The following is a 22,986-nucleotide window of genomic DNA, read 5'->3' on the forward strand; positions in this document are numbered from 1 at the left end:
CTTCTGGCCCTGGCAGTTCACCCACCAGGACCAGGCGACACATCAGGCACCAACAATATTGCGCAGATCAAACACCCGACACGCCTTGCCTTCTGAACGCGGGATACTGCCACAGTTAACGATCATCACATCAGTAGAGATCCCCACCATCGATTTAATCCGATGGCGCAGCTGGTGGCACACCTGGCAACGCTGCTCATGCGTCAATGTCAGGCTGCTTTCTTTCAACTCCACTTTCACAGAAAGTGAATCAAGATGCCCCCGACGGTTAACCTCCAGTTGGTAATGCGGCGATAAATGTTCGAATTTGACAATCTCTTCTTCCAGTTGTGACGGGAAGACATTTACACCGCGAATGATCAACATGTCATCGCTACGTCCACTGATGCGATCCATGCGGCGCATGGTTCGTGCCGTTCCTGGCAACAGTCGGGTTAAATCACGCGTACGGTAACGAATAACCGGCAATGCTTCTTTGGTCAGCGTGGTGAATAACAGTTCGCCATGTTCGCCATCGGCAAGCGGTGTGCCGTCATTGGGATTAACAATTTCAGGATAGAAATGATCTTCCCAAATGGTTGGGCCGTCGGTAGTTTCCAGACACTCCATCGCGACCCCCGGCCCCATCACTTCTGACAGGCCATAAATATCCAGCGCAGTGATCCCCAGACGCCGTTCAATCTCTTTACGCATGGCCTGTGTCCACGGCTCAGCACCAAACACTCCAACTCGCAGCGAGCAACCGCTGGCATCACCGCCCAACTGCCGTTCCAGCTCTTCAATCAGGTTAAGGCAATAAGATGGCGTAACCATGATCATATCCGGTTGAAAATCGCGGATCAGTTGCGCTTGTTTTTCCGTCTGCCCGCCAGACATCGGGATCACCGTAGCGCCCAGGCGTTCTGCACCATAGTGCGCGCCCAGCCCACCGGTAAACAGGCCGTAACCATAGGCGACATGAATTTTGTCTTTGGGCGTGCCACCTGCCGCACGCAAGGAACGCGCTACGATATTGGCCCAGTTATCAATATCGTTTTGTGTATAGCCGACAACTGTCGGTTTACCTGTGGTTCCCGAAGAAGCATGAATGCGCACCACTTGTTCCATCGGCACGGCAAAGGTGTCAAAGGGATAGTTGTCGCGCAGATCCTGCTTGGTGGTACAGGGAAATTTACGCAGGTCTGAAAGTTCCCTGAAATCATCAGGATGTACACCTGCTGCGTCGAATTTTCGCCGATACATCGGCACATTTTCATACGCGTGTTTGAGCGTCCATTTCAGACGCTGTGTTTGCAACGCCTGTAACTCATCAACAGACGCGGTTTCAATCGGGTCAAGCTTTGTATTGGTTATCATTGTAGGATACTCGCAGGTTGATATGCTCAAACACGCTCCAGAATCATGGCGATGCCCTGACCGACACCGATGCACATGGTGCATAATGCGTAACGACCGTTACGCCGATGCAGCTCATGGCTGGCAGCCAGTGCCAGGCGGGCACCACTCATTCCCAATGGATGGCCTAAGGCGATGGCGCCTCCGTTGGGGTTAACATGTGGGGCATCATCAGGCAGCCCCAATTCGCGTAGTACACCCAACGCCTGGGCCGCGAACGCTTCATTCAGTTCAATCACGTCCATATCGTGAATACTCAGCCCCGCGCGTTCCAGCACCCGGCGAGTTGCAGGCACCGGACCAAGCCCCATAAGACGCGGCTCCACCCCGGCGGTTGCCATGGCTACGATACGCGCTCGCGGTGTCAGTCCTTGCGCTGCAGCCATCTGTTCACTGGCAATAATCAACGCAGCGGCTCCGTCATTCACCCCGGAGGCATTGCCTGCGGTGATCACTCCATTGGCACGAAACGGTGCTTTTAGCCCACCTAACTGTTCCAGCGTCGTTTCCGGGCGCAGATGCTCATCATGTTGTATTTCTGTTACAACACCTTTTTTGTTTTTCAACACAACCGGAACAATCTCCTCAGCTAAAATGCCTGAGGATTGCGCTTTTGCCGTACGTTGCTGACTGCGTAGCGCAAAGCTATCTTGATCTTCTCGCGAGATTTTTAACAGTTCAGCTACATTCTCTGCCGTTTCCGGCATGCTGTCAGTTCCAAATTGCTGAGCCATGAGCGGGTTCACAAATCGCCAGCCAATAGTGGTATCAAACATCTCAGCCTGACGAGAAAATGCACTGGCTGCCTTGCCCATAACAAACGGTGCCCGTGACATTGACTCCACGCCACCGGCGATCAGTAAATCGCCATCGCCCGCTTTAATCGCCCGTGCGGCGAACCCCAGCGCGTCCAGCCCGGAACCACACAAGCGATTAATGGTAGTGCCGGAAACACTCTGCGGCAGCCCCGCCAGTAAAGTCGCCATCCGTGCTACGTTACGGTTATCTTCTCCCGCCTGATTAGCACAGCCGAGGATCACATCATCGATACACTCCGCATCGAGACGCGGGTTTCGCACCAGCAACTCCCGCAAAGGGATAGCTGCCAGATCGTCAGCCCGAACACCAGATAATGCCCCGCCGTAGCGACCAATTGGCGTTCGAATTCCGTCACAGATAAAGGCTTCACGCATCAGGCTTCTCCTGTAATGGTGCCGCCGATGCGGTGAGATTTACCGCGAAACAGCGCAACCGTTTTTTGTTGTTGGTTAACAATTTCGATGTCGTAAACACCGGTTTGCTTGCCCTGATGACGTACCTGCGCAGTGGCAGTTAAGGTGTCTCCGGCAAAGCCTGGACGTAAAAAATCAATCGTGCAGGCAGAAGCGACGGCTGCCAGCCCCTGACTATTGCAGGCGTAGGCAAAGGCAGTATCAGCCAGTGAAAATAGCTGCCCTCCATGGCAACTTTGGTGACCATTAAGCATTTGTGCAGTAACGGTCATGGTCACTACAGCAAAGCCTTCATCCATTGAGATAATGTCGATGCCAAGTGCTTTGGCGCAGGCATCGTTCTCATACATTGCATGGGCATTTTGCCAGGCCTTATGACTCATAACCGCTCTCCAGAAGCGCCCGCTGGCGCAGCAATGAACATGGACGATAACGTTCTTCGCCATAGTGATGTTGTAGGTTTTCCAGGAACCTTAATATTCGCTGCCAGCCAAGTTGCGCTCCCCAGGCAAGCGGGCCATATGGATAATTCACCCCAAGACGCATGGCGGTATCGATATCCTGTTCAGAGGCCACACCTTTTTGCAGCGCATCAAGGGCTTCATTGATGATCATTGCTACCGTTCGCCAAATCAGCATTCCTGGGTAATCAGCAATTTGCAGCACTGTTTTGCCCTGCTGTTGCAGGTAATAAATGGCCTTGCGAGTCGCTGAGTCCGGGTTCACCGCTGCCGCAGCAATGGTCACCACCTTGCCCGTCATTTTGTCGACCACGACCACCGGGCGTGCCAGTCGTGTTGCCAGCGCCTGTGCCGTCTCGCCTTGTGTCTCAATCAATAAAACATCGTCAATTTCCGTGACACCGTCACTTTTATTTTCTACTTTCATTGGACTAAAACTGTCGCTTACCGCTTCCAGGCCAACAACTTCCTCACGCTCCGCACGCCAGTCATACACGCCCAGCCCACTTTTCTTGCCTAATCGTCCACCAATCACCAGTTCCTGTTGCACCAGCGAAGGGAGAAAACGACGTTCCTGCCAGAAAGCGTTAAACACCGAGCAGGTGACAGCAAAATTGACGTCCTGACCAATCAGATCGGTTAATTCCAGCGGCCCCATCGGGAAACCAGCTCCATCGCGAAGCGCAGCGTCAATCACTTCTGGTGCAGCAACCTGCTCTTCCAGTGCCCGCCAGGCCTCGGAATAATAAGGACGCGCAACACGGTTAACGATAAATCCAGGGGTCGAATGACAGCGCACAGGCTGCTTACCCCAACTTAACGTCAGTTCACACAACTGCTCGACAACTTCCGCCGCCGTTGCCAGCCCACTGACCACCTCCACCAACTTCATCACCGGTGCCGGGTTAAAAAAATGCAGCCCCGCAACACGTTCAGGATTTTTCACCTCCGCAGCAATCGCGGTTATAGAGATTGAAGATGTGTTAGTGGTCAATAGCGTTTGTGGCGGGCAAACTTCCGCCAGCTGTGCAAAGAGCGCTTTTTTGACTTCCAGACGTTCAGACGCCGCTTCAATGACCAGATCCGCTGCTGCCAGCGCGTGAATATCGGTCACCGGGATCAGACGTTTCAATGTGCGTTCACAGGTTTCAGCGGTCAGTTTTCCCCGCTTCACGCGTGAATTCAGCCGCGCGTGTATTCCGTCTATTGCGCGGGTCAGCGCTTCAGCAGAAATGTCATACAGTAAAACCTGATGTCCATGACTGGCGGCAACTTCTGCAATGCCTGCCCCCATGGTGCCGCTCCCAATCACTGCCACAGTTTGCACATTTATCATCATGCTATTTCCCCGTGAACTGCGGTGAGCGTTTAGCCAGGAACGCACTGACACCTTCACGATAATCTGCGCTCCGTCCGGCAAGTCGCTGATAGTCGCGTTCCAGATCCAGCTGCGTATCGAACGTGTTAGTTTCAGCGCTATTTATCGCTTGCTTGATAAGTCCAAGACCAAATGTCGGTTGTGTCGCCAGATGCAGTGCCTGCTGTTGCGCGGTATCTGCCAGCGTTTCATCATCAACAACCTGCCAGATCATCCCCCATTCGTGCGCCTGTTCAGCACTCAGTTGATTCCCCAGCAGTGCCAGCCCCATGGCGCGCGCTCGCCCGGCAACGCGTGGCAGTAACCAGGTACCACCGCAATCGGGTACTAAACCTAATTTACTAAAGGCCATGACGAATTTTGCTGAACGGGCAGCAATAACGATATCGCACCCCAGTGCCAGTGTTGCGCCAGCCCCTGCCGCCACGCCATTGACTGCACAGATCACTGGTTTTGGCAGTTTTGCCATGCGACGTACCAGCGGGTTATAGAATCGCTCCACTGACATACCTAAATCCGGTGCGGGGCCAGTGGGATCAACGTTACGATCGTTGAGATCCTGACCAGCACAAAATCCACGTCCGGCACCTGTAATTAACAGGCAACGGATAGTGTCGTCGCGCTCCGCCTGTTTCAGGCACTCTGCCAGTTGTGCGTGCATCTCATCATTAAAACTGTTCAGGCGTTCCGGGCGGTTGAGCGTTAGTGTCATCACGCCCTTTTCTATATGACTGAGGATGAATTCCATCATTAGCGTCCTTTAAAGTCGGGCGTGCGTTTTTGTAAGAAAGCGGAGATGCCTTCATGACGATCTTCTGTTGCCGCCAGCAAGGTGAATAACTGTCGCTCCTGGGCAAGTCCGGCTTGCAGAGCCACTTCCTGCGACTGGCGCAGCGCTTGCTTTGCCGCTTGTAAGGCCAGCGGCGAGTGACGTGCCATTTTCGATGCCAGCTGTAAGGCATATTCGAGAGTTAAATCGCTGGGAAAGACGTCGCTAACCAGCCCGGCCTGCTGTGCTTGCTGAGCAGTGATGCTTTCTCCGCCCAGCACCATTTTGCTGGCTAACGATTTACCGACACTACGAATTAAACGTTGCGTTCCGCCTGCACCAGGCATGATGCCAAGAGTGATTTCCGGCAACCCAAAACGCGCGTTCTCTCCGGCAACCACCACATCACACAACAATGCCAGTTCGCAGCCCGCACCAAGCGCGTAACCGTTGACAGCTGCGATGAGTGGTTTGTTAAAGGCCTGCAATCGCGCCCATAGCTGCGGGCGTGTATCGTTTAAGGTGGCCACGAGATCTTTTTCTGCCATTTCGTTGAGATCGGCCCCGGCGGCAAAAAAGCGTGCATTACCAGTAATCACACAGACCGAAATGCTGGTATCGGTAGCCGCAGCGTCCAGTTCATTTACCAGTTGCGTCAGCAGGGCATTATTCAGCGCATTACGTGCGGCAGGACGGTTAAGGGTCAGCAACAATACTCGTTGCTGACGGCTGACGATCAGTTCGTTCATGCCATCCCCTTAGCGTCAAAGTCAACCACCACATCGCTGGTCAGCGGCAGTGCCTGGCAACTCAACACATAGCCTGCGGCCAGTTCATCCGGTTCCAGACTGTAATTGGTTTCCATCGCCACTTTGCCACGCAGCACTTTGCATTTGCAGGTCGCACAGACGCCGCCTTTGCAGGCATAGGGCAGATCAGCCCCCTGGCGCAATGCCGCGTCGAGAATGCTTTCATCGTCGGCATTAAGCACAATTTCCCGATCCCGCCCATCCTGACGCACAGTCACTTTTTGTCCGTCACTTTGCACGTTAACGCTACGTTTGACGCGCGTGCCAGGCGTATTAAACCGCTCCAGGTGAATGGCTTTTTCTGGCATTCCCAACGCTTTTAAGGCGGCTTCCGCGTCATCCATCATTGCAGCCGGACCACAAATAAAGGCCTCATCATAAAGACGAAAATTAATGAGCGAGGCCCCAAGTGACTGTAATTTTTCACCGTCAATACGCCCGTGAAGCAGATCGCTGTCGAGGGTTTCCTGACTAAAAATGCACAACAACTGTAAACGCTGAGGATATTTGTCTTTCAGGTCTGCCAGTGCCTGGCGGAACATCATGCTCTGACTGGTACGGTTACCGTAAATCAGGGTGAACTGACTTTCAGGCTCGGTTTGTAAAGTGGTGGCGATAATCGCCAGCATTGGCGTAATACCTGATCCTGCTGCAATAGCCAGATAGCGCCCGTGGCGTTCGGCCTGCGGCTGATAGCCGAAATGCCCCTGCGGCACCATGACTTCCAGCGTCATCCCCTGACGGATGTGATCGCGGGCATAGCGGGAGAAACGTCCGCCTTCAATAGCTTTCACCGCCACACTAATTTCGCCAGGCAGGTAGCTACGGCAAATGGAGTAACAACGGCGTAATTCTTCACCATTAAGGCTGGCTTTTAAGGTCAAATGTTGACCAGGGCGAAAGCGATACGCCTCCTGCAAAGGCTGGGGCACCGCAAAGGTAATGGTCACCGCATCACGGGTTTCCGGCTCCACTTTTGCCACCGTTAAGGAATGAAACGTTGTCATGGCATCCTCAAATACATTTGAAATAATCGAAAGGTTCGCGACAGCTATCGCAGCGATACAATGCTTTGCAGGCCGTGGAACCAAATTCACTGATAAGTGTGGTATGGACGCTGGCGCAGCGCGGGCAACGCACCTCTGGCGGCAAATGGGCATGGCAACTGTGTCCGGCGGGCGGGCTAATGCCATACTGTCGCAGACGCTCACGGGCATCGGGGGTCATCCAGTCGGTGGTCCACGCCGGGTCGAGTTGCAGCACAACCTGAACGGGGGTAAACCCGTTGGTTGTCATTGCCTCACGTATCGCCCCAATCAGATGTTCCGTTGCCGGACAACCGGAATATGTCGGCGTAAAGCCGATCACCCATCCTTCTCCCATCTGTGTCACATTACGTACCATGCCTAAATCGGTAATGGTCAGCACCGGGATTTCCGGGTCCGGGATCTGGCTGAGTAGCGCCCATATCTCATGCACCTGCGGCGGCGCAATGGTGACCAGACGTTGCATACCCATCTCCTCTGTTACCATTGCTGACCGGGCAAGACACGCTGGAGATACTGCATTTCTGCCAGCATTGGCCCAAGATGTTCGGTATGCAGCCCTTTTTTACCGCCAGTGCGATACGCCAGCTCGTGCGGTACGTTTAATGTGGCTTCGTTGATCCCGGCAAAAACTTCGGCTTCCCACGCAGCACGTAAAGTGCGTGGATCAACTGCAACACCCTCTTCACTCAGTGCAATATCAATCTCGTCGGCATCGAACAGTTCGGCGGTAAAACGCCACAACTTGTCGATGGCCTGCTGCATCTTTTGCCCTGATATGTCAGTACCATTGCCCAGTCGCTCCAGCCAGCCACGACTAAAACGCAGGTGATAACGCGCCTCTTTAATTGCTTTGGCAGAAATCGCCGCCAGTTGCGGATCACGGCTTTCCATCAGACGGGTAAAGAGCGCCACATGCCATGCATCGATGAAATACTGGCGTGCAATGGTGTCGGCAAAATTGCCATTTGGTTGTTCAACCAACAATAAGTTGCTGAACTGGCGCTCGTCTCGGGTGAATGCCAGGGTATCTTCATCACCTTCTCCCGCTAATTCAGCAGCATACGATAAGAAGTTGCGTGCCTGACCTAATAAATCGAGGCCAATGTTTGCCAGCGCGAGATCGATTTCCAGTTCCGGTGCGTGACCGCACCATTCCCCCAACCGCTGGGAGAGCACCAGGCAGTTATCGCCCAGGCGCAAGGTGTAAGCCGTTAACTGATTCATTTCCGACCTCACATGTGCTCAATGCCATCAGGGATGGTGTAAAACGTTGGATGGCGATAGACCTTGCTTTCAGCCGGATCAAAAAATTCACCACGTTCTTCCGGTTGCGAAGCAATAATTTCACTCGCCTTCACCACCCAAATTGAACATCCTTCGCTACGACGGGTGTAAGCATCACGGGCATTTTCCAGTGCCATCCGCTCATCAGCAGCATGTAAACTGCCAACATGGCGGTGTGATAAGCCCTGTTTGCCACGCACGAAAACTTCGTATAACGGCCAGTAAACATTACTCATTTTGAATCTCCTTATGCGACCTTACAGGCATGTTGTTTTTGTGCATGGGCCAGCGCTGCTTCCCGTACCCAGGTACCTTCTTCCCAGGCTTTACGTTTGGCGTCGAGCCGCTCCTGATTACAAATTCCGCGACCGTTAATGACTTCGTTAAACTCCTGCCAGTCGATCTCACCAAAGCGGTAGTGACCGCTTTCAGCATCAAAATGCAGATCCGGGTCAGGAACGGTCATACCGAGCATTTCAACCTGTGGAACGGTGTTATCCACGAAACGCTGGCGGAGTTCGTCATTGGTGAAACGTTTGATTTTCCAGGCGAGACTTCTGGCACTGTTTGGCGAGTTATCATCGTTTGGCCCGAACATCATTAAGGCTGGCCACCAGAAACGGTTAATGGCGTCTTGCAACATCTGCTTTTGAGCTTCGCTGCCCTGCGCCAGTGCCATGCAGGCTTCAAATCCCTGACGCTGGTGAAAACTCTCTTCTTTGCAGATTTTCACCATTGCTCTGGCATACGGGCCATAAGATGTGCGGCATAACGCCACCTGATTGACGATCGCTGCGCCATCTACCAGCCAGCCGATAACGCCGATATCAGCCCAACTCAATGTCGGATAATTAAAGATGGAGGAATATTTCATCCGTCCGTCGAGCATTTTTTGGTAGATGTCTTCTCTGGCGCAGCCCAGTGTTTCGGCGGCGCTATAGAGATAAAGACCATGACCGGCTTCATCCTGCACTTTGGCCAACAGAATAGCTTTACGCCGCAAGGTTGGTGCGCGAGTGATCCAGTTACCCTCAGGCAACATACCAACAATTTCGGAGTGCGCATGCTGCCCAATCTGGCGGATCAGTGTTTTTCGGTAAGCATCGGGCATCCAGTCCTGCGGCTCGATAGCCGTTTCCTGGGCTATCCGTTGCTCAAAGCGTTCTTCTTGGGTCACGTCATCACCTTTACGATTCCAGTTTTCGTGATTTAATTAAAAACACGAATCAGATTGTTTTATGAAAGTTACACAATGGTTAACCGAAATCACAAATTATGTATGTTTGAACTGTGACGGATTTCGCAGCCTATTTTTACAACTCGTTATTTATCAGTGCATTAATGTTTTTCACTGTTGCTATACAGATCGCATAGTTAACATTTCGTTAAAAGACACCTTGCTTTTTATGATTCGTGATTTAACTATTAGCAACAGAAATGTGAAACATCTGGAGAGTAGCGATGCAGCAGTTAGCCAGTTTCTTATCCGGTACCTGGCAGTCTGGCCGGGGCCGTAGCCGTTTGATTCACCACGCCATTAGCGGCGAGGCGTTATGGGAAGTGACCAGTGAAGGTCTTGATATGGCGGCTGCCCGCCAGTTTGCCATTGAAAAAGGTGCCCCCGCCCTCCGCGCTATGACCTTTATCGAACGTGCGGCGATGCTTAAAGCGGTCGCTAAACATCTGCTGAGTGAAAAAGAGCGCTTCTATGCTCTTTCTGCACAGACAGGCGCAACGCGGGCAGACAGTTGGGTTGATATTGAAGGTGGCATTGGGACGTTATTTACTTACGCCAGCCTCGGTAGCCGGGAGCTGCCTGACGATACGCTGTGGCCGGAAGATGAATTGATACCCTTATCGAAAGAAGGTGGATTTGCTGCACGCCATGTACTGACCTCGAAGTCAGGCGTGGCAGTGCATATTAACGCCTTTAACTTCCCCTGCTGGGGAATGCTGGAAAAGCTGGCTCCAACGTGGCTGGGTGGGATGCCTGCCATCATCAAACCAGCCACCGCGACGGCCCAACTGACTCAGGCGATGGTGAAATCAATTGTCGATAGCGGTCTTGTTCCCGAAGGCGCAATTAGTCTGATCTGCGGTAGTGCGGGTGATCTGTTGGACCATCTGGACAGCCAGGATGTGGTGACTTTCACGGGGTCTGCGACGACCGGACAGATGCTGCGAGTTCAGCCAAATATCGTTGCCAAATCTATCCCCTTCACTATGGAAGCTGATTCCCTGAACTGCTGTGTACTGGGCGAAGATATCACCCCGGATCAACCGGAGTTTGCACTGTTTATTCGTGAAGTTGTGCGTGAGATGACCACAAAAGCCGGGCAAAAATGTACGGCAATCCGGCGGATTATTGTGCCGCAGGCATTGGTTAATGCTGTCAGTGATGCTCTGGTTGCGCGATTACAGAAAGTCGTGGTCGGTGATCCTGCGCAGGAAGGCGTGAAAATGGGCGCACTGGTAAATGCTGAGCAACGTGCCGATGTGCAGGAAAAAGTGAACACATTGCTGGCTGCAGGATGCGAGATTCGCCTCGGTGGTCATGCGGATTTATCTGCTGCGGGTGCATTCTTCCCGCCAACCTTATTGTACTGTCCGCAGCCGGACGAAACACCGGCGGTACATGCAACAGAAGCCTTTGGCCCTGTCGCAACGCTGATGCCAGCACAAAACCAGCAACATGCTCTGCAACTGGCTTGTGCAGGCGGCGGTAGCCTTGCAGGAACGCTGGTGACGGCTGATCCGCAAATTGCGCGCCAGTTTATTGCCGAAGCGGCACGTGCGCATGGGCGAATTCAGATCCTCAATGAAGAATCGGCAAAAGAATCCACCGGGCATGGCTCCCCACTGCCACAACTGGTACATGGTGGGCCTGGTCGCGCAGGAGGCGGTGAAGAATTAGGTGGTTTACGAGCGGTAAAACATTACATGCAGCGAACCGCTGTTCAGGGTAGTCCAACGATGCTTGCCGCTATCAGTAAACAGTGGGTGCGTGGTGCGAAAGTCGAAGAAAATCGTATTCATCCGTTCCGCAAATATTTTGAGGAGCTACAACCAGGCGACAGCCTGCTGACTCCCCGCCGCACAATGACAGAGGCCGATATTGTTAACTTTGCTTGCCTCAGCGGCGATCATTTCTATGCACATATGGATAAGATTGCTGCTGCCGAATCTTTTTTTGGTGAGCGTGTGGTACATGGATATTTTGTGCTTTCTGCGGCTGCGGGTCTGTTTGTCGATGCCGGTGTCGGTCCGGTCATTGCTAACTACGGGCTGGAAAACTTGCGCTTTATCGAGCCCGTAAAACCAGGCGATACCATCCAGGTGCGTCTCACCTGTAAGCGCAAAACACTGAAAAAACAGCGTAATGCAGAAGAAAAACCAACAGGTGTTGTGGAATGGGCGGTAGAGGTATTCAATCAGCATCAAACCCCGGTGGCGCTGTATTCAATTCTGACGCTGGTGGCCAGGCAGCACGGTGATTTTGTCGATTAATCAGTGAATGAAGGGCAACGGCGAATAGTTGCCCTTTTATTTCACTCAATTTTGTGACGTTGTCACATTATGCCTGGTGTGTATATCTTTTTTCAGGGCACCCACTGTATGAAAAGCTGGCACATCTGCCAAACAACCTGGCAGGTGCAGGCAATCCCCTTTACATCAGTACTGATAATGTGAACCTCACTAAACCGCCCACAGAGCGCGGTTGCTAACAAGAACACAACATCTGACGAGGTTAATAATGGGAAGTCCCTCTCTGTATTCTGCCCGTAAAACAGCCCTGGCGTTGGCAGTCGTCTTAAGTTTCGCCTGGCAAGCACCGGTATTTGCCCACGGTGGTGAAGCGCATATGGTGCCAATGGATGAAACGCTTAAAGAATTTGGTGCCGATGTGCAGTGGGACGACTACGCACAGATCTTTACGCTGATAAAAGATGGCGCGTACGTGAAAGTGAAGCCTGGTGCGCAAACAGCAATTGTTAACGGTCAGCCTCTGGCACTGCAAGTGCCGGTAGTGATGAAAGACAATAAAGCCTGGGTTTCTGACACCTTTATTAACGATGTTTTCCAGTCCGGGCTGGATCAAACCTTTCAGGTAGAAAAGCGCCCTCACCCACTTAATGCGCTAACTGCGAACGAAATTAAACAGGCCGTTGAAATTGTTAAAGCTTCCGCGGACTTCAAACCCAATACCCGTTTTACTGAGATCTCCCTGCTACCGCCAGATAAAGAAGCTGTCTGGGCTTTTGCGCTGGAAAACAAACCGGTTGACCAGCCACGCAAAGCCGACGTCATTATGCTCGACGGCAAACATATCATTGAAGCGGTGGTGGATCTGCAAAACAACAAACTGCTCTCCTGGCAACCAATTAAAGATGCCCACGGTATGGTGTTGCTGGATGATTTCGCCAGTGTGCAGAACATTATTAACAACAGTGAAGAATTTGCCGCTGCCGTGAAGAAGCGCGGTATTACTGATGCGAAGAAAGTGATTACCACGCCGCTGACCGTAGGTTATTTCGATGGTAAAGATGGTCTGAAACAAGATGCCCGGTTGCTCAAAGTCATCAGCTATCTTGATGTCGGTGATGGGAACTACTGGGCACATCCCATCGAAAACCTGGTGGCAGTCGTGGATTTAGAACAGAAAAAAATCATTAAGATTGAAGAAGGTCCGGTAGTTCCGGTGCCAATGACCGCACGCCCATTTGATGGCCGTGACCGCGTTGCTCCGGCAGTTAAGCCTATGCAAATCATCGAGCCTGAAGGTAAAAATTACACCATTACTGGCGATATGATTCACTGGCGTAACTGGGATTTTCACCTCAGCATGAACTCTCGCGTCGGACCGATGATCTCCACCGTGACTTATAACGACAATGGCACCAAACGCAAAGTCATGTACGAAGGTTCTCTCGGCGGCATGATTGTGCCTTACGGTGATCCTGATATTGGCTGGTACTTTAAAGCGTATCTGGATTCTGGTGACTACGGTATGGGCACGCTAACCTCGCCAATTGCACGTGGCAAAGATGCACCCTCTAACGCTGTACTCCTCAATGAAACCATCGCCGACTACACTGGCGTGCCGATGGAGATCCCTCGCGCTATCGCGGTATTTGAACGTTATGCCGGGCCTGAGTATAAGCATCAGGAAATGGGCCAGCCCAACGTCAGTACCGAACGCCGGGAGTTGGTGGTGCGCTGGATCAGTACAGTGGGTAACTATGACTACATTTTTGATTGGATCTTCCATGAAAACGGCACTATTGGCATTGATGCCGGTGCTACGGGCATCGAAGCGGTGAAAGGTGTTAAAGCGAAAACCATGCACGATGAGACGGCGAAAGATGACACGCGCTACGGCACGCTTATCGACCACAATATCGTGGGTACTACGCACCAACATATTTATAATTTCCGCCTCGATCTGGATGTAGATGGCGAAAATAACAGCCTGGTGGCGATGGACCCGGTGGTAAAACCGAATACTGCCGGTGGCCCACGCACCAGTACCATGCAAGTTAATCAGTACAACATCGGCAATGAACAGGATGCCGCGCAGAAGTTTGATCCGGGCACGATTCGTCTGTTGAGTAACCCGAACAAAGAGAACCGCATGGGCAATCCGGTTTCCTATCAAATTATTCCTTATGCAGGGGGCACTCACCCGGTAGCAAAAGGTGCCCAGTTCGCCCCGGACGAGTGGATCTATCATCGTTTAAGCTTTATGGACAAGCAGCTTTGGGTAACGCGTTACCATCCTGGCGAGCGTTTTCCGGAAGGCAAATACCCGAACCGTTCCACTCATGACACCGGTCTTGGACAATACAGTAAGGATAACGAGTCGCTGGACAACACCGACGCCGTTGTCTGGATGACCACCGGCACCACACATGTGGCCCGTGCCGAAGAGTGGCCGATTATGCCGACCGAATGGGTACATACTCTGCTTAAACCCTGGAACTTCTTTGACGAGACGCCAACGCTTGGGGCGATAAAGAAAGATAATTGATTGTTTCAGACTATAAAAACGGCACCTGGTGCCGTTTTTTACTTATGAGCGAACAAGATTAATACCGTACACATACCGACTTGGTTTCACACCAACCGTCCAGCCAGTCCGGGCCAAAATCACGGCCTGTTCCTGACTGCTTCATCCCACCAAACGGTAAGTTAGCGTCAATTAAGGTATGGCTGTTTACCCACACCGTACCAGCCTGTAAACGATCGCTATATTCCAGAGCCTGGGTGAGATTTTGCGTCCAGACGCTGGCAGTTAAGCCATATTCCGTGTCGTTTGCCAGTTGTAACGCCTCTTCTCCATCCGCTACGCGCACCAGGTTAACCACAGGACCAAACACTTCTTCGCGAGTTAAGCGCAATTTAGCATCGGGATTTACCACCAGCGTTGGCGCAACATAATACCCCTCTCCGGCTGGGCCACTGGCACCGCGAATCAGTTCTGCTTTTTGTGCCTGCGCATCGTCAAGAAATGAACGTACTTTGTCGCAGTGCGCACGAGAAACCAAAGGGTTAATCTGTGCAACAGGTGACATCCCCGGTCCCACTTGCAACGATTTTACCGCCTGCTCAAACCCACTAACCAGATTGTCAAACAACGGTGCTTCAATATAAATTCGCGAACTGGCGGCGCATACTTGCCCCTGATTCAGGAAGCTTCCGGTCATCAAGCCTTCAATAACCCATTGCGGATCAGCATCTTTTAATACAATTGCCGGGTTTTTACCGCCCAGTTCCAGCGTTACACGCGTTAAGCGATCAGCAGCAGTTCTGGCAATACCTTTGCCCGTCGCGGTTGAACCGGTAAAACTGATTTTCGCGATATGAGGATGTGACGTCAGGGCCGCGCCGCATACAGCACCTGACCCGGTGACCACATTAAAAACGCCATCAGGAATACCTGCCTCGCTGGCCAGTTCCGCCACGCGCAACATAGTCAGTGGCGTGGTTTCCGATGGCTTAATCACGATTGAACAGCCTGCTGCCAGTGCTGGCATCACCTTCCACATGCCAATCATCAATGGGAAGTTCCATGGCACAATTCCCGCGACCACGCCAACCGGCTCTTTACGTGTCCAGGCCTGATAGCGCGCCCCCTGGGGTAAGGGAATCGACAAGTCCAGCGTCTTACCCGCGATTTTGGTCGTTAACCCGGCGGTATAGCGCATCCAGTTCAGCGTACAGCCCACTTCAAAAGCACGGGAAATGGCAATTGACTTGCCTTGCTCCATGGTTTCCAGCTGTGCCAGCTCCTCACTGTGCTGCTCCACCAGATCGGCAAAACGTAGCAGGATACGTTCACGCTCTGCGGGTAATCGCCCGGCCCAGCGACGCGAGACAAAGGCCCGCCAGGCAGACATGACCGCGTTATCTACATCCGCTTCGTTGGCATCAGCAGTTGACGCAATTTCTTGCCCGGTTGCCGGATCAAAGATCGCTAACCGTTTTTCACTTTGTGCGGGGCCAGGACGACCATCAATATAAAGACCGTGTTGACGATCGAGAAACTGTTGGACCTGGCTTAATACTGCTACGTGCGGCTCTGTCATCACTTTTCCTTATTATTTACCCAGTGTGATTTCAGTGTACGCAGCGACAAGAAAAGTCACTTTTTTCGCTGTGACATTCGCTTTGTCAGCTGTGACAAGCTCCGCAAATCGTGACAATAACCGCTTATGCCTCTATGCCTGACAAGACTTATTTCCTATAGTCAGGCTCATTAGCTTCGTTTATTGCAACACAAATGCAACAATAAAAATACATTTCACAGAGCGAAAACGTGCCATGAACCCCGCAGTGGATAATGAGTTTCAGCAATGGCTTTCCCAAATCAATCAGGTATGCGGAAATTTTACCGGACGCCTGCTGACTGAGCGTTACACGGGTGTACTGGATACGCATTTTGCCAAAGGACTAAAGCTGAGTACCGTGACAACCAACGGGGTGAATTTATCCCGCACCTGGCAGGAAGTAAAAGGCAGCGACGATGCCTGGTTTTACACCGTTTTTCAGCTTAGTGGTCAGGCAATAATGGAGCAGGATGAGCGTCAGGTACAGATTGGCGCAGGCGATATTACGTTACTCGATGCCTCACGCCCCTGTTCGCTTTACTGGCAGGAATCTTCTAAACAGATTTCATTACTTTTGCCACGCACTCTGCTGGAACAATATTTTCCCCATCAAAAACCTGTCTGCGCAGAAAGACTGGACGCTGACTTACCCATGGTGCAACTCAGTCATCGCCTGTTACAGGAGAGCATGAATAACCCGGCACTTTCTGAAACAGAAAGTGAAGCTGCGCTACAGGCGATGGTGTGTCTGCTGCGCCCGGTACTTCATCAGCGGGAATCTGTTCAACCTCGCCGTGAACGTCAGTTTCAAAAAGTGGTTACGTTGATAGACGATAATATTCGCGAAGAGATATTACGCCCGGAGTGGATAGCCGGAGAGACAGGTATGTCAGTACGTAGTTTGTACCGAATGTTTGCCGATAAAGGTTTGGTGGTCGCGCAATATATTCGTAACCGTCGTCTCGATTTTTGTGCTGATGCGATTCGTCATGCCGCAGATGATGAAAAACTGGCAGGCATTGGCTTTCATTGGGGATTTTCCGACCAGAGTCATTTTTCAACGGTATTTAAGCAACGCTTTGGGATGACGCCAGGCGAGTATCGGCGTAAATTCCGCTAACTAATTCGCGTTGCATGTACATCAACGCGAATTAATTAAATCAGATATTTGACTACACATTTTTCAGGGCAAAAGGCAATTTGGTAGGAGTTTTTGAATATTCACCTTATTTCAGGAAAATAGATTAATCGCCTTCTCCTGTAGCGTTATCCCGATATCTTCTAACGCTACTAATTGTTCATGACTGTACATCCCCTCCCTGAAGGAAAACAGGCCATAAACATCAACTAACGCCAGAGCCAAAGACTTCGGTACGGTATCCTGGTGACGATAAACATCCCCGAGATAATCCAGCGCTTCGTATAATAGCGTAACCTCACTTTCTGAGAATGGGATTTTCGCTCTTACGCGAACGGGAATAGACTGTTCGCCCAATAGCTTTTCATTAACAATATTTAACGCTTTGTTTTTGTTCATTATGCACCGCAACAATTATTTTAGGTTGGCTTTATTTTCTTGTAGCAATTGTAATCAACTGTTGATAACCATCATTTTCGCACCCACTTACCGTTTATCCCTTGTACATATTCCCCCGGTTTGGCCCGAGCTACGAGCTTTTGCCCGGCGAGTTTCGCGATATCATCTACCGACACATTATTTTGCTTTGCCAGTTGTTGGTAGCTCGCTTTACGCGCGGCATTAATCTCTGTTACTAATGTCTCTGTTTCAGCATCCGTTTTCAGCGCAACCAGATAACCATAAAATGTTTCACCTGCCCGCCCCTGAGTTCTGGCTTCATCCAGAGTCAATGCCATTACATTGCTGCTTACCAGTCCAATAAGAAACGCACAAAGAAGTAATGTTTTCTTCATCATCGCCTCAGAAAAGATCGCTACGGGTTTTAAGCAAGTCTTCAACATCTTTGTCTGCCTTGATGATGATCTCATGCTCAATTTTAACGTTCATATTGATAGTGATCGGTTCCTTGGGCGCAGCGACTTCAATACGCGGAGTGCAGGCAACCAGCAGAAAAGACGACGTCAACGCAGCAAGTAATATTTTCATTGTTTTTCCTCACACTCTTTTCCTTGTGGACAGTCATTTACAGGTAGATGCGCGTTCTGCTCCAGCCATGTCTGGAGATTATCGCCGAAGCGTAAACTGCGCCACAGCGTAAAAATATTCTCTTCATGGTTGTAATTGAGATTTACCGTGCCTGTTTTGCCATCGACCCGACTGTTACCAGTAATGGTTGCCTGCATCGTTAACACACCCAAATTATCTAAGTTAATTTTTGTCGATGACCGGCTAATTTCCATATAACGTAGCCAGTTGATCGCTGAACCTGCCGTCATATTGTCTTTTACCACCGCATCTGCGGTGTCTTTATCCAGTCGCAATGTCATCGGCCCGCTATTCGCCAGCCAGCCATCTTTCACAATCCATTTTTCATTGTTCAGCCATAACGGCAATGCACCACTAAATGCCCCGGACATAGCGAATTGTTTCGGGTTGACGGCGCTAACCAACTCGCTGGATGAGAGGTTATTCAACCGCAGCAACGCCGGATCATGCTGCGGCATCCGTAATTGTTTCATCAGCACGTTACCGCCTAACACATCGACGCTAACATCGGTCAACAGCAATGGTTCTTCTTCAGTCCACGGATAGCGCCCTTGCAAATCAGCCGTAATATTTTTCGCTGTCACCAGATTAATCACTTCGGCAATTCGCAACGTAACGGGGCCACGAGTCCCCAGATGCCAGGCACCATCGCCAAAGCGGAACGGCAAAACAAAATCAACACCGTTGACTTTGTTATCTGGCATCCAGGCGCTACCGTCTTTCAACACACCATGACCACCCGCACGAAATCCTTGATCAGGGGCAGCAGAAAACGCCACCTGGGCATACAACTCCCCATCGCGCAGTTTCATCTTCCAGTCTGGCGGCACTAATGGCTGGAACACAGTTAGCGATTGCTTTGGCCACCATGCGTTACCGCGCAGGCGAATACCATCCCAGCGACCATTTACCCGTACCGGGCCAATAGCGCCGGCATGTAAATCACCTTTAAAGAGAAAATAAGTTGGCTCGCGTCCTTCAACACTGAATTTTAAGGTTGATGGCGGCAATACACTGCCACCCGTGAAAAGCGTCTGTCCGGCATCCAGTGAGAGTGCGCCACTAAACGAAGGATTCTGCACATCACGTACCCAAACGACGGGTTTGTCGAGAATCAGTCGTGGGCTTTCAACCTTCATGGTGCCGTATTGCAGTTGATCGAAGCCGGTAGAAAGATCATTCAAAGTGATAGTGTTGTCATGCCATTCCCCTTTACCAGCGACATCCCAACGCGCATTCATTGGCGTAAAACGACCATTGCCCCAGTAACGCCACTGCCAGCGCCCGGCATCTGGAAGGAAATCGTTGGCCAGGCCATCCATGTGTAACACGAAATCGCCCAATTCATTCTCATGGGCCTGCAATATGGCTTGCAATCGTCCATCCACCCCGCGTTGCGTAACTTTCACACCTGCCAGGGGCCAGCGAATTTCGTCGATATCCAGAGAATCAATCAAACGACCACGCGAACGCAGCAATGCACCAGGTTCAAAGGCCAGTGCCGGATCACTGAGACTACCAGTAAGTTTCGCAGGTAAACGGGCATAGAAAATAAGATTGCCTTGCTTCGCTTCCCCGGTCAGTTGCATGGGCATTACACTATTATCCATACTCAATTTACCTGGGCCGAAGTTCAGCACTGCGTTTCCCTTACCCGCTTCACCTTGTGTAAGAACATTTATTCGTCCACTGATCAGCGCGTTTTCCAGTCCCTGCTGCCAGTTATCAATTTTAATGCCCATACGACCACTCAGTGGGAAGCCCTGATACGGCCAGTTCCAGCGACCATCACTGATAGTGAATTGTTCGTGGGTAATCAGCCAGGGAAGATCAAGCAGCGGATCGGCATTATCACGCGCCATAACAATGAGTTGCCCGGTATTCTCACGCCACTCCAGTTCTGCATCTACCAGTGAGGGTTCTTGTGGCAAGTTCAGTGTGGCGACAGCTCGTCCTTTCACTGGAAGCCCGTCCGGTACAAGAGGCATGGTGAATTCCCCCACCAGTTTGACTGGCGGCAGGTTCTCGAAGGCATCGATAGCAAATTCACTGATTGCCAGGGTTTGCCCTTGTAATCGCCCCTGAATATTGACCTTGTCTCCCTGATAACGCAGTTGTTGAATGGCGGGAGTCAGGGAAAGAGAGAGTTTTCCCTGCCAGGTTTGCCATGGCGAAAGCACCAGTTTGTCGATAGTGATCGAGGTATTAGGTAACATTGCTTGCCACTGAGCAAGCGTTGTTGGTGCTGCGGGCGAAGGTGCTGATTCCGGTAGTTTAGCCAGACAGGCTGAATCAATTTCCAGAGCGCCGATCACTAATTGCCAGCGATCCGGATGTGAAAGCTCTGCGTGTTTCAGCTGCGCCAGCTGGCAATCATTAACCAGATAACGTAGATCGGGAATCGATAACCCTTTCCGGGTGATGCGTGGGCTTTCGTCCAGGGCGATACGTGTACCCACTGGCAGCCAGATACCCGCCAGTGTGGGAACCCACAAGCCGAGCGTCATCAGCAGCGTCAGCGGCAGTAGAATGATCAGTAAAACAAGCGCCACCAGGGCTTTATATTTACCCTTCATGGGTAGTTAATATCCTGATTTAGCGAAAATTTAGCCAGTAAAGGCGCGTATTGTGGCATGTTTGCCCGTTCAGTTGAAGGTTACGCCTACAATTAGCATAGATGACACTGCGAAGGTTAATAACGCCATAGCTTTCAATTATTTTTTAGATTTTGTAAAATAATTTTAAGACAATGTTTGTGATTTAAACATCACTGGAGAAAGCCTTATGAAACTCGCTGTATATAGCACGAAACAGTACGATAAAAAGTATCTGCAACAGGTTAATGAGCACTTTGGCTTTGAACTCGAATTTTTTGATTTTCTGCTGACTGAAAAAACGGCAAAAACTGCCAACGGCTGTGAAGCCGTGTGTATTTTCGTAAATGACGATGGCAGTCGTCCGGTACTGGAAGAACTAAAAAAGCACGGCGTGAAATATATCGCTCTGCGTTGTGCTGGCTTTAATAACGTTGATCTCGACGCAGCAAAAGAGCTGGGGCTAAAAGTAGTGCGCGTTCCGGCTTATGACCCGGAAGCTGTTGCTGAACACGCCATTGGTATGATGATGACGCTGAACCGTCGTATTCATCGTGCGTATCAACGTACTCGTGACGCCAACTTTTCTCTTGAAGGACTGACTGGTTTTACCATGTACGGTAAAACAGCAGGTGTTATCGGCACCGGGAAAATCGGTGTGGCAATGCTGCGTATTCTGAAAGGTTTCGGTATGCGCTTGCTGGCATTTGATCCTTATCCAAGTGCTGCTGCTTTGGAGCTGGGTGTGGAATATGTCGATCTGCCGACGCTGTTCGCTGAATCGGACGTTATCTCCCTGCACTGCCCGTTAACACCAGAAAACTATCACCTGCTTAACCATGCAGCGTTTGAGCAGATGAAAGACGGTGTGATGATTATTAATACCAGTCGTGGGGCATTAATCGACTCGCAGGCTGCGATTGATGCACTGAAAAATCAGAAAATTGGTTCGCTGGGTATGGATGTCTATGAAAACGAAAGGGATCTGTTCTTTGAAGACAAATCTAATGATGTTATTCAGGATGACGTCTTCCGTCGTTTGTCTGCCTGTCATAACGTGCTGTTTACCGGGCACCAGGCATTTCTGACCGCAGAAGCATTAACCAGTATTTCTGAAACCACACTGAGCAATCTCAGCCAACTGGTGAAGGGCGAAACCTGCCCTAATGAACTAGTGTAATCTTATCGCTCCCCACCTGTGGGGAGCATTTTCAGATAACCCCTGAAGACAATTTTTACCACATCATTACGATATCGCTTTTACTGTTCCAGAGAATAAACATGAGAAAGTTCGTCGCGCTGATTGCGCTGAGTCTGCTTACAGCAGGTTGTGTAAGTAACGGGAAAATGTTCGTCAACCGTGATCAATTACAGCATCACCGTTTTGTACTGGAAAGCGTTAATGGCAAACCCGTTACTGGAGAAACCACCCAACCGGAATTGAGCTTTGGGGAAAACATGACGGTAAGCGGCAGTATGTGCAACCACTTTACAGGGAAAGGTAAACTTTCTGATGGTGAACTGCGGGTTAAGGATCTGGCAATGACGCGCAAAATGTGCGCCAACCCACAGCTCAATGAACTCGACAAAACTATCAGCCAGATGCTTTCCAATGGTGCGCAAGTTGATTTAACGGCCAATCAACTGACACTGGCAACCGCAGAGCATACTCTGATGTTTAAGCTGGCAGATCTCGTGAATTAATAGCTGCCACAACTCCCGGCGGCAAGCGACTGCTCACTACAACGTTTGCCGTTGGGCAATGCGCACATTCCGATAGCCGTACCGTCTAATTGACGGGCAACCGATAGGGAACCACCAATCATCGCGCAATTTGCTTCACCACTACTGGACATCGACGCCTTTAGTCCCGGCGCCACATGCGCAGCAGTTGCCTGCTGAACAGGTTCACTACTACATGCCGACAACAAAAAAGCGGCACACCCCACCCATAACGCTGCTCGCATCTTCTCTTCCTCTGATATGTAAGCTAATCGACACCGCCCTAAATAATAGGCAGCGCAACCGTAGACGTCGAGAGATGAGTCAGCTATTTACACAGTTTCTTACTCATTTTTGATCGTCTTGTGCTGCTGCGCAGTTTTTATTCACTCCGCCCGCCGCAAAAAGTCGTTTTCTGTAATTAATGATCGAAAAGATAAGCGATACTCGCTACCGGGAATATCGCAGGCATACCCGCGAGGTATCCAGTCGGTATATGAA

General features: G+C 50.9%; 22 protein-coding genes. 5 read left to right on the plus strand and 17 right to left on the minus strand.

Annotated elements, in window-relative coordinates:
- Positions 1–42: 42 nt before the first annotated feature.
- From paaK to paaA, 11 genes are read right to left on the minus strand one after another with little or no spacing between them, the layout of a single operon-like run.
- Positions 43–1,356 (minus strand): phenylacetate--CoA ligase PaaK, encoded by a 1,314-nt coding sequence (gene paaK, locus EFER_RS08060; protein WP_000632291.1) that lies wholly within the window; start codon positions 1,354–1,356, stop codon positions 43–45.
- Positions 1,357–1,382: 26 nt separating this feature from the next.
- Positions 1,383–2,588, minus strand: coding sequence for a bifunctional 3-oxoadipyl-CoA/3-oxo-5,6-dehydrosuberyl-CoA thiolase (paaJ, locus tag EFER_RS08065; RefSeq protein ID WP_001206182.1), 1,206 nt, complete (start codon positions 2,586–2,588; stop codon positions 1,383–1,385).
- Positions 2,588–3,010 (minus strand): hydroxyphenylacetyl-CoA thioesterase PaaI, encoded by a 423-nt coding sequence (gene paaI, locus EFER_RS08070; protein WP_000018413.1) that lies wholly within the window; start codon positions 3,008–3,010, stop codon positions 2,588–2,590. The genes paaJ and paaI overlap by 1 nt, the downstream gene beginning before the upstream one ends.
- Complete coding sequence (paaH, locus tag EFER_RS08075) at positions 3,000–4,427, minus strand: 3-hydroxyacyl-CoA dehydrogenase PaaH (protein WP_000973355.1); 1,428 nt, start codon at positions 4,425–4,427, stop codon at positions 3,000–3,002. The genes paaI and paaH overlap by 11 nt, the downstream gene beginning before the upstream one ends.
- A gap of 1 nt (position 4,428) precedes the next feature.
- Positions 4,429–5,217, minus strand: coding sequence for a 2-(1,2-epoxy-1,2-dihydrophenyl)acetyl-CoA isomerase PaaG (paaG, locus tag EFER_RS08080; RefSeq protein ID WP_000969766.1), 789 nt, complete (start codon positions 5,215–5,217; stop codon positions 4,429–4,431).
- Positions 5,217–5,984 (minus strand): 2,3-dehydroadipyl-CoA hydratase PaaF, encoded by a 768-nt coding sequence (gene paaF / locus EFER_RS08085; RefSeq protein WP_001004153.1) that lies wholly within the window; start codon positions 5,982–5,984, stop codon positions 5,217–5,219. The genes paaG and paaF overlap by 1 nt, the downstream gene beginning before the upstream one ends.
- A complete protein-coding gene (paaE, locus tag EFER_RS08090) occupies positions 5,981–7,051 on the minus strand; it encodes a 1,2-phenylacetyl-CoA epoxidase subunit PaaE (RefSeq protein WP_000206380.1) in 1,071 nt (356 codons plus the stop codon). Before paaE ends, paaF begins: the two co-directional genes overlap by 4 nt.
- A gap of 7 nt (positions 7,052–7,058) precedes the next feature.
- Positions 7,059–7,556 carry a 1,2-phenylacetyl-CoA epoxidase subunit PaaD gene (paaD, locus tag EFER_RS08095; RefSeq protein ID WP_001189414.1) on the minus strand — a complete coding sequence of 166 codons (498 nt, stop codon included), beginning with the start codon at positions 7,554–7,556 and terminating at the stop codon, positions 7,059–7,061.
- A gap of 14 nt (positions 7,557–7,570) precedes the next feature.
- A complete protein-coding gene (gene paaC / locus EFER_RS08100) occupies positions 7,571–8,317 on the minus strand; it encodes a 1,2-phenylacetyl-CoA epoxidase subunit PaaC (protein ID WP_001072830.1) in 747 nt (248 codons plus the stop codon).
- Between the two features lie 8 nt (positions 8,318–8,325).
- The gene (gene paaB, locus EFER_RS08105) at positions 8,326–8,613 is read right to left on the minus strand and encodes a 1,2-phenylacetyl-CoA epoxidase subunit PaaB (protein WP_000073391.1); all 288 of its coding nucleotides are present in this window, start codon (positions 8,611–8,613) and stop codon (positions 8,326–8,328) included.
- Between the two features lie 11 nt (positions 8,614–8,624).
- Positions 8,625–9,554 carry a 1,2-phenylacetyl-CoA epoxidase subunit PaaA gene (gene paaA, locus EFER_RS08110; RefSeq protein WP_000191069.1) on the minus strand — a complete coding sequence of 310 codons (930 nt, stop codon included), beginning with the start codon at positions 9,552–9,554 and terminating at the stop codon, positions 8,625–8,627.
- Between the two features lie 284 nt (positions 9,555–9,838).
- Here paaA and paaZ point away from each other — a divergent pair, with 284 nt between their 5' ends.
- Together paaZ and tynA are read left to right on the plus strand one after the other, a co-directional pair.
- A complete protein-coding gene (gene paaZ, locus EFER_RS08115; RefSeq protein WP_001186494.1) occupies positions 9,839–11,884 on the plus strand; it encodes a phenylacetic acid degradation bifunctional protein PaaZ in 2,046 nt (681 codons plus the stop codon).
- 247 nt (positions 11,885–12,131) lie between these two features.
- Positions 12,132–14,405, plus strand: a complete 2,274-nt coding sequence (gene tynA, locus EFER_RS08120) for a primary-amine oxidase (protein WP_000535442.1) — start codon at positions 12,132–12,134, stop codon at positions 14,403–14,405.
- A 58-nt stretch (positions 14,406–14,463) separates the two neighbouring features.
- On the opposite strand, the gene feaB is transcribed toward tynA, so the two are convergent.
- Positions 14,464–15,963 (minus strand): phenylacetaldehyde dehydrogenase, encoded by a 1,500-nt coding sequence (gene feaB, locus EFER_RS08125; RefSeq protein WP_000138634.1) that lies wholly within the window; start codon positions 15,961–15,963, stop codon positions 14,464–14,466.
- A gap of 235 nt (positions 15,964–16,198) precedes the next feature.
- Here feaB and feaR point away from each other — a divergent pair, with 235 nt between their 5' ends.
- Positions 16,199–17,104: a transcriptional regulator FeaR gene (gene feaR / locus EFER_RS08130; protein ID WP_001067513.1), complete on the plus strand. Its 906-nt coding sequence runs from the start codon at positions 16,199–16,201 to the stop codon at positions 17,102–17,104.
- Positions 17,105–17,215: 111 nt separating this feature from the next.
- Here feaR and EFER_RS08135 read toward each other — a convergent pair whose 3' ends face one another.
- The 4 genes from EFER_RS08135 to EFER_RS08150 all read right to left on the minus strand — a co-directional run bounded on the left by EFER_RS08135 (position 17,216) and on the right by EFER_RS08150 (position 20,745).
- Entirely contained in the window at positions 17,216–17,521 is a 306-nt protein-coding gene (locus EFER_RS08135; protein WP_001038881.1) for a hypothetical protein, read from the minus strand.
- 71 nt (positions 17,522–17,592) lie between these two features.
- Positions 17,593–17,919, minus strand: a complete 327-nt coding sequence (locus tag EFER_RS08140) for a YdbL family probable chaperone protein (protein WP_015953422.1) — start codon at positions 17,917–17,919, stop codon at positions 17,593–17,595.
- A 4-nt stretch (positions 17,920–17,923) separates the two neighbouring features.
- Positions 17,924–18,109 (minus strand): YnbE family lipoprotein, encoded by a 186-nt coding sequence (locus EFER_RS08145; protein WP_000698138.1) that lies wholly within the window; start codon positions 18,107–18,109, stop codon positions 17,924–17,926.
- Positions 18,106–20,745 (minus strand): YdbH family protein, encoded by a 2,640-nt coding sequence (locus EFER_RS08150; RefSeq protein WP_000677045.1) that lies wholly within the window; start codon positions 20,743–20,745, stop codon positions 18,106–18,108. Before EFER_RS08150 ends, EFER_RS08145 begins: the two co-directional genes overlap by 4 nt.
- A gap of 208 nt (positions 20,746–20,953) precedes the next feature.
- Between EFER_RS08150 and ldhA the strand changes: the two genes are divergently transcribed.
- Positions 20,954–21,943, plus strand: coding sequence for a D-lactate dehydrogenase (gene ldhA, locus EFER_RS08155; RefSeq protein ID WP_000762216.1), 990 nt, complete (start codon positions 20,954–20,956; stop codon positions 21,941–21,943).
- Between the two features lie 101 nt (positions 21,944–22,044).
- Positions 22,045–22,467 carry a heat shock protein HslJ gene (gene hslJ, locus EFER_RS08160; RefSeq protein WP_001225220.1) on the plus strand — a complete coding sequence of 141 codons (423 nt, stop codon included), beginning with the start codon at positions 22,045–22,047 and terminating at the stop codon, positions 22,465–22,467.
- On the opposite strand, the gene EFER_RS08165 is transcribed toward hslJ, so the two are convergent.
- On the minus strand, positions 22,464–22,730 hold the full coding sequence (locus EFER_RS08165; RefSeq protein WP_001200697.1) for a putative hemolysin: 267 nt from the start codon (positions 22,728–22,730) through the stop codon (positions 22,464–22,466). The genes hslJ and EFER_RS08165 overlap by 4 nt on opposite strands.
- Positions 22,731–22,986: the final 256 nt, after the last annotated feature.

Source organism: Escherichia fergusonii ATCC 35469 (genome assembly GCF_000026225.1).
Lineage (GTDB): Bacteria > Pseudomonadota > Gammaproteobacteria > Enterobacterales > Enterobacteriaceae > Escherichia > Escherichia fergusonii.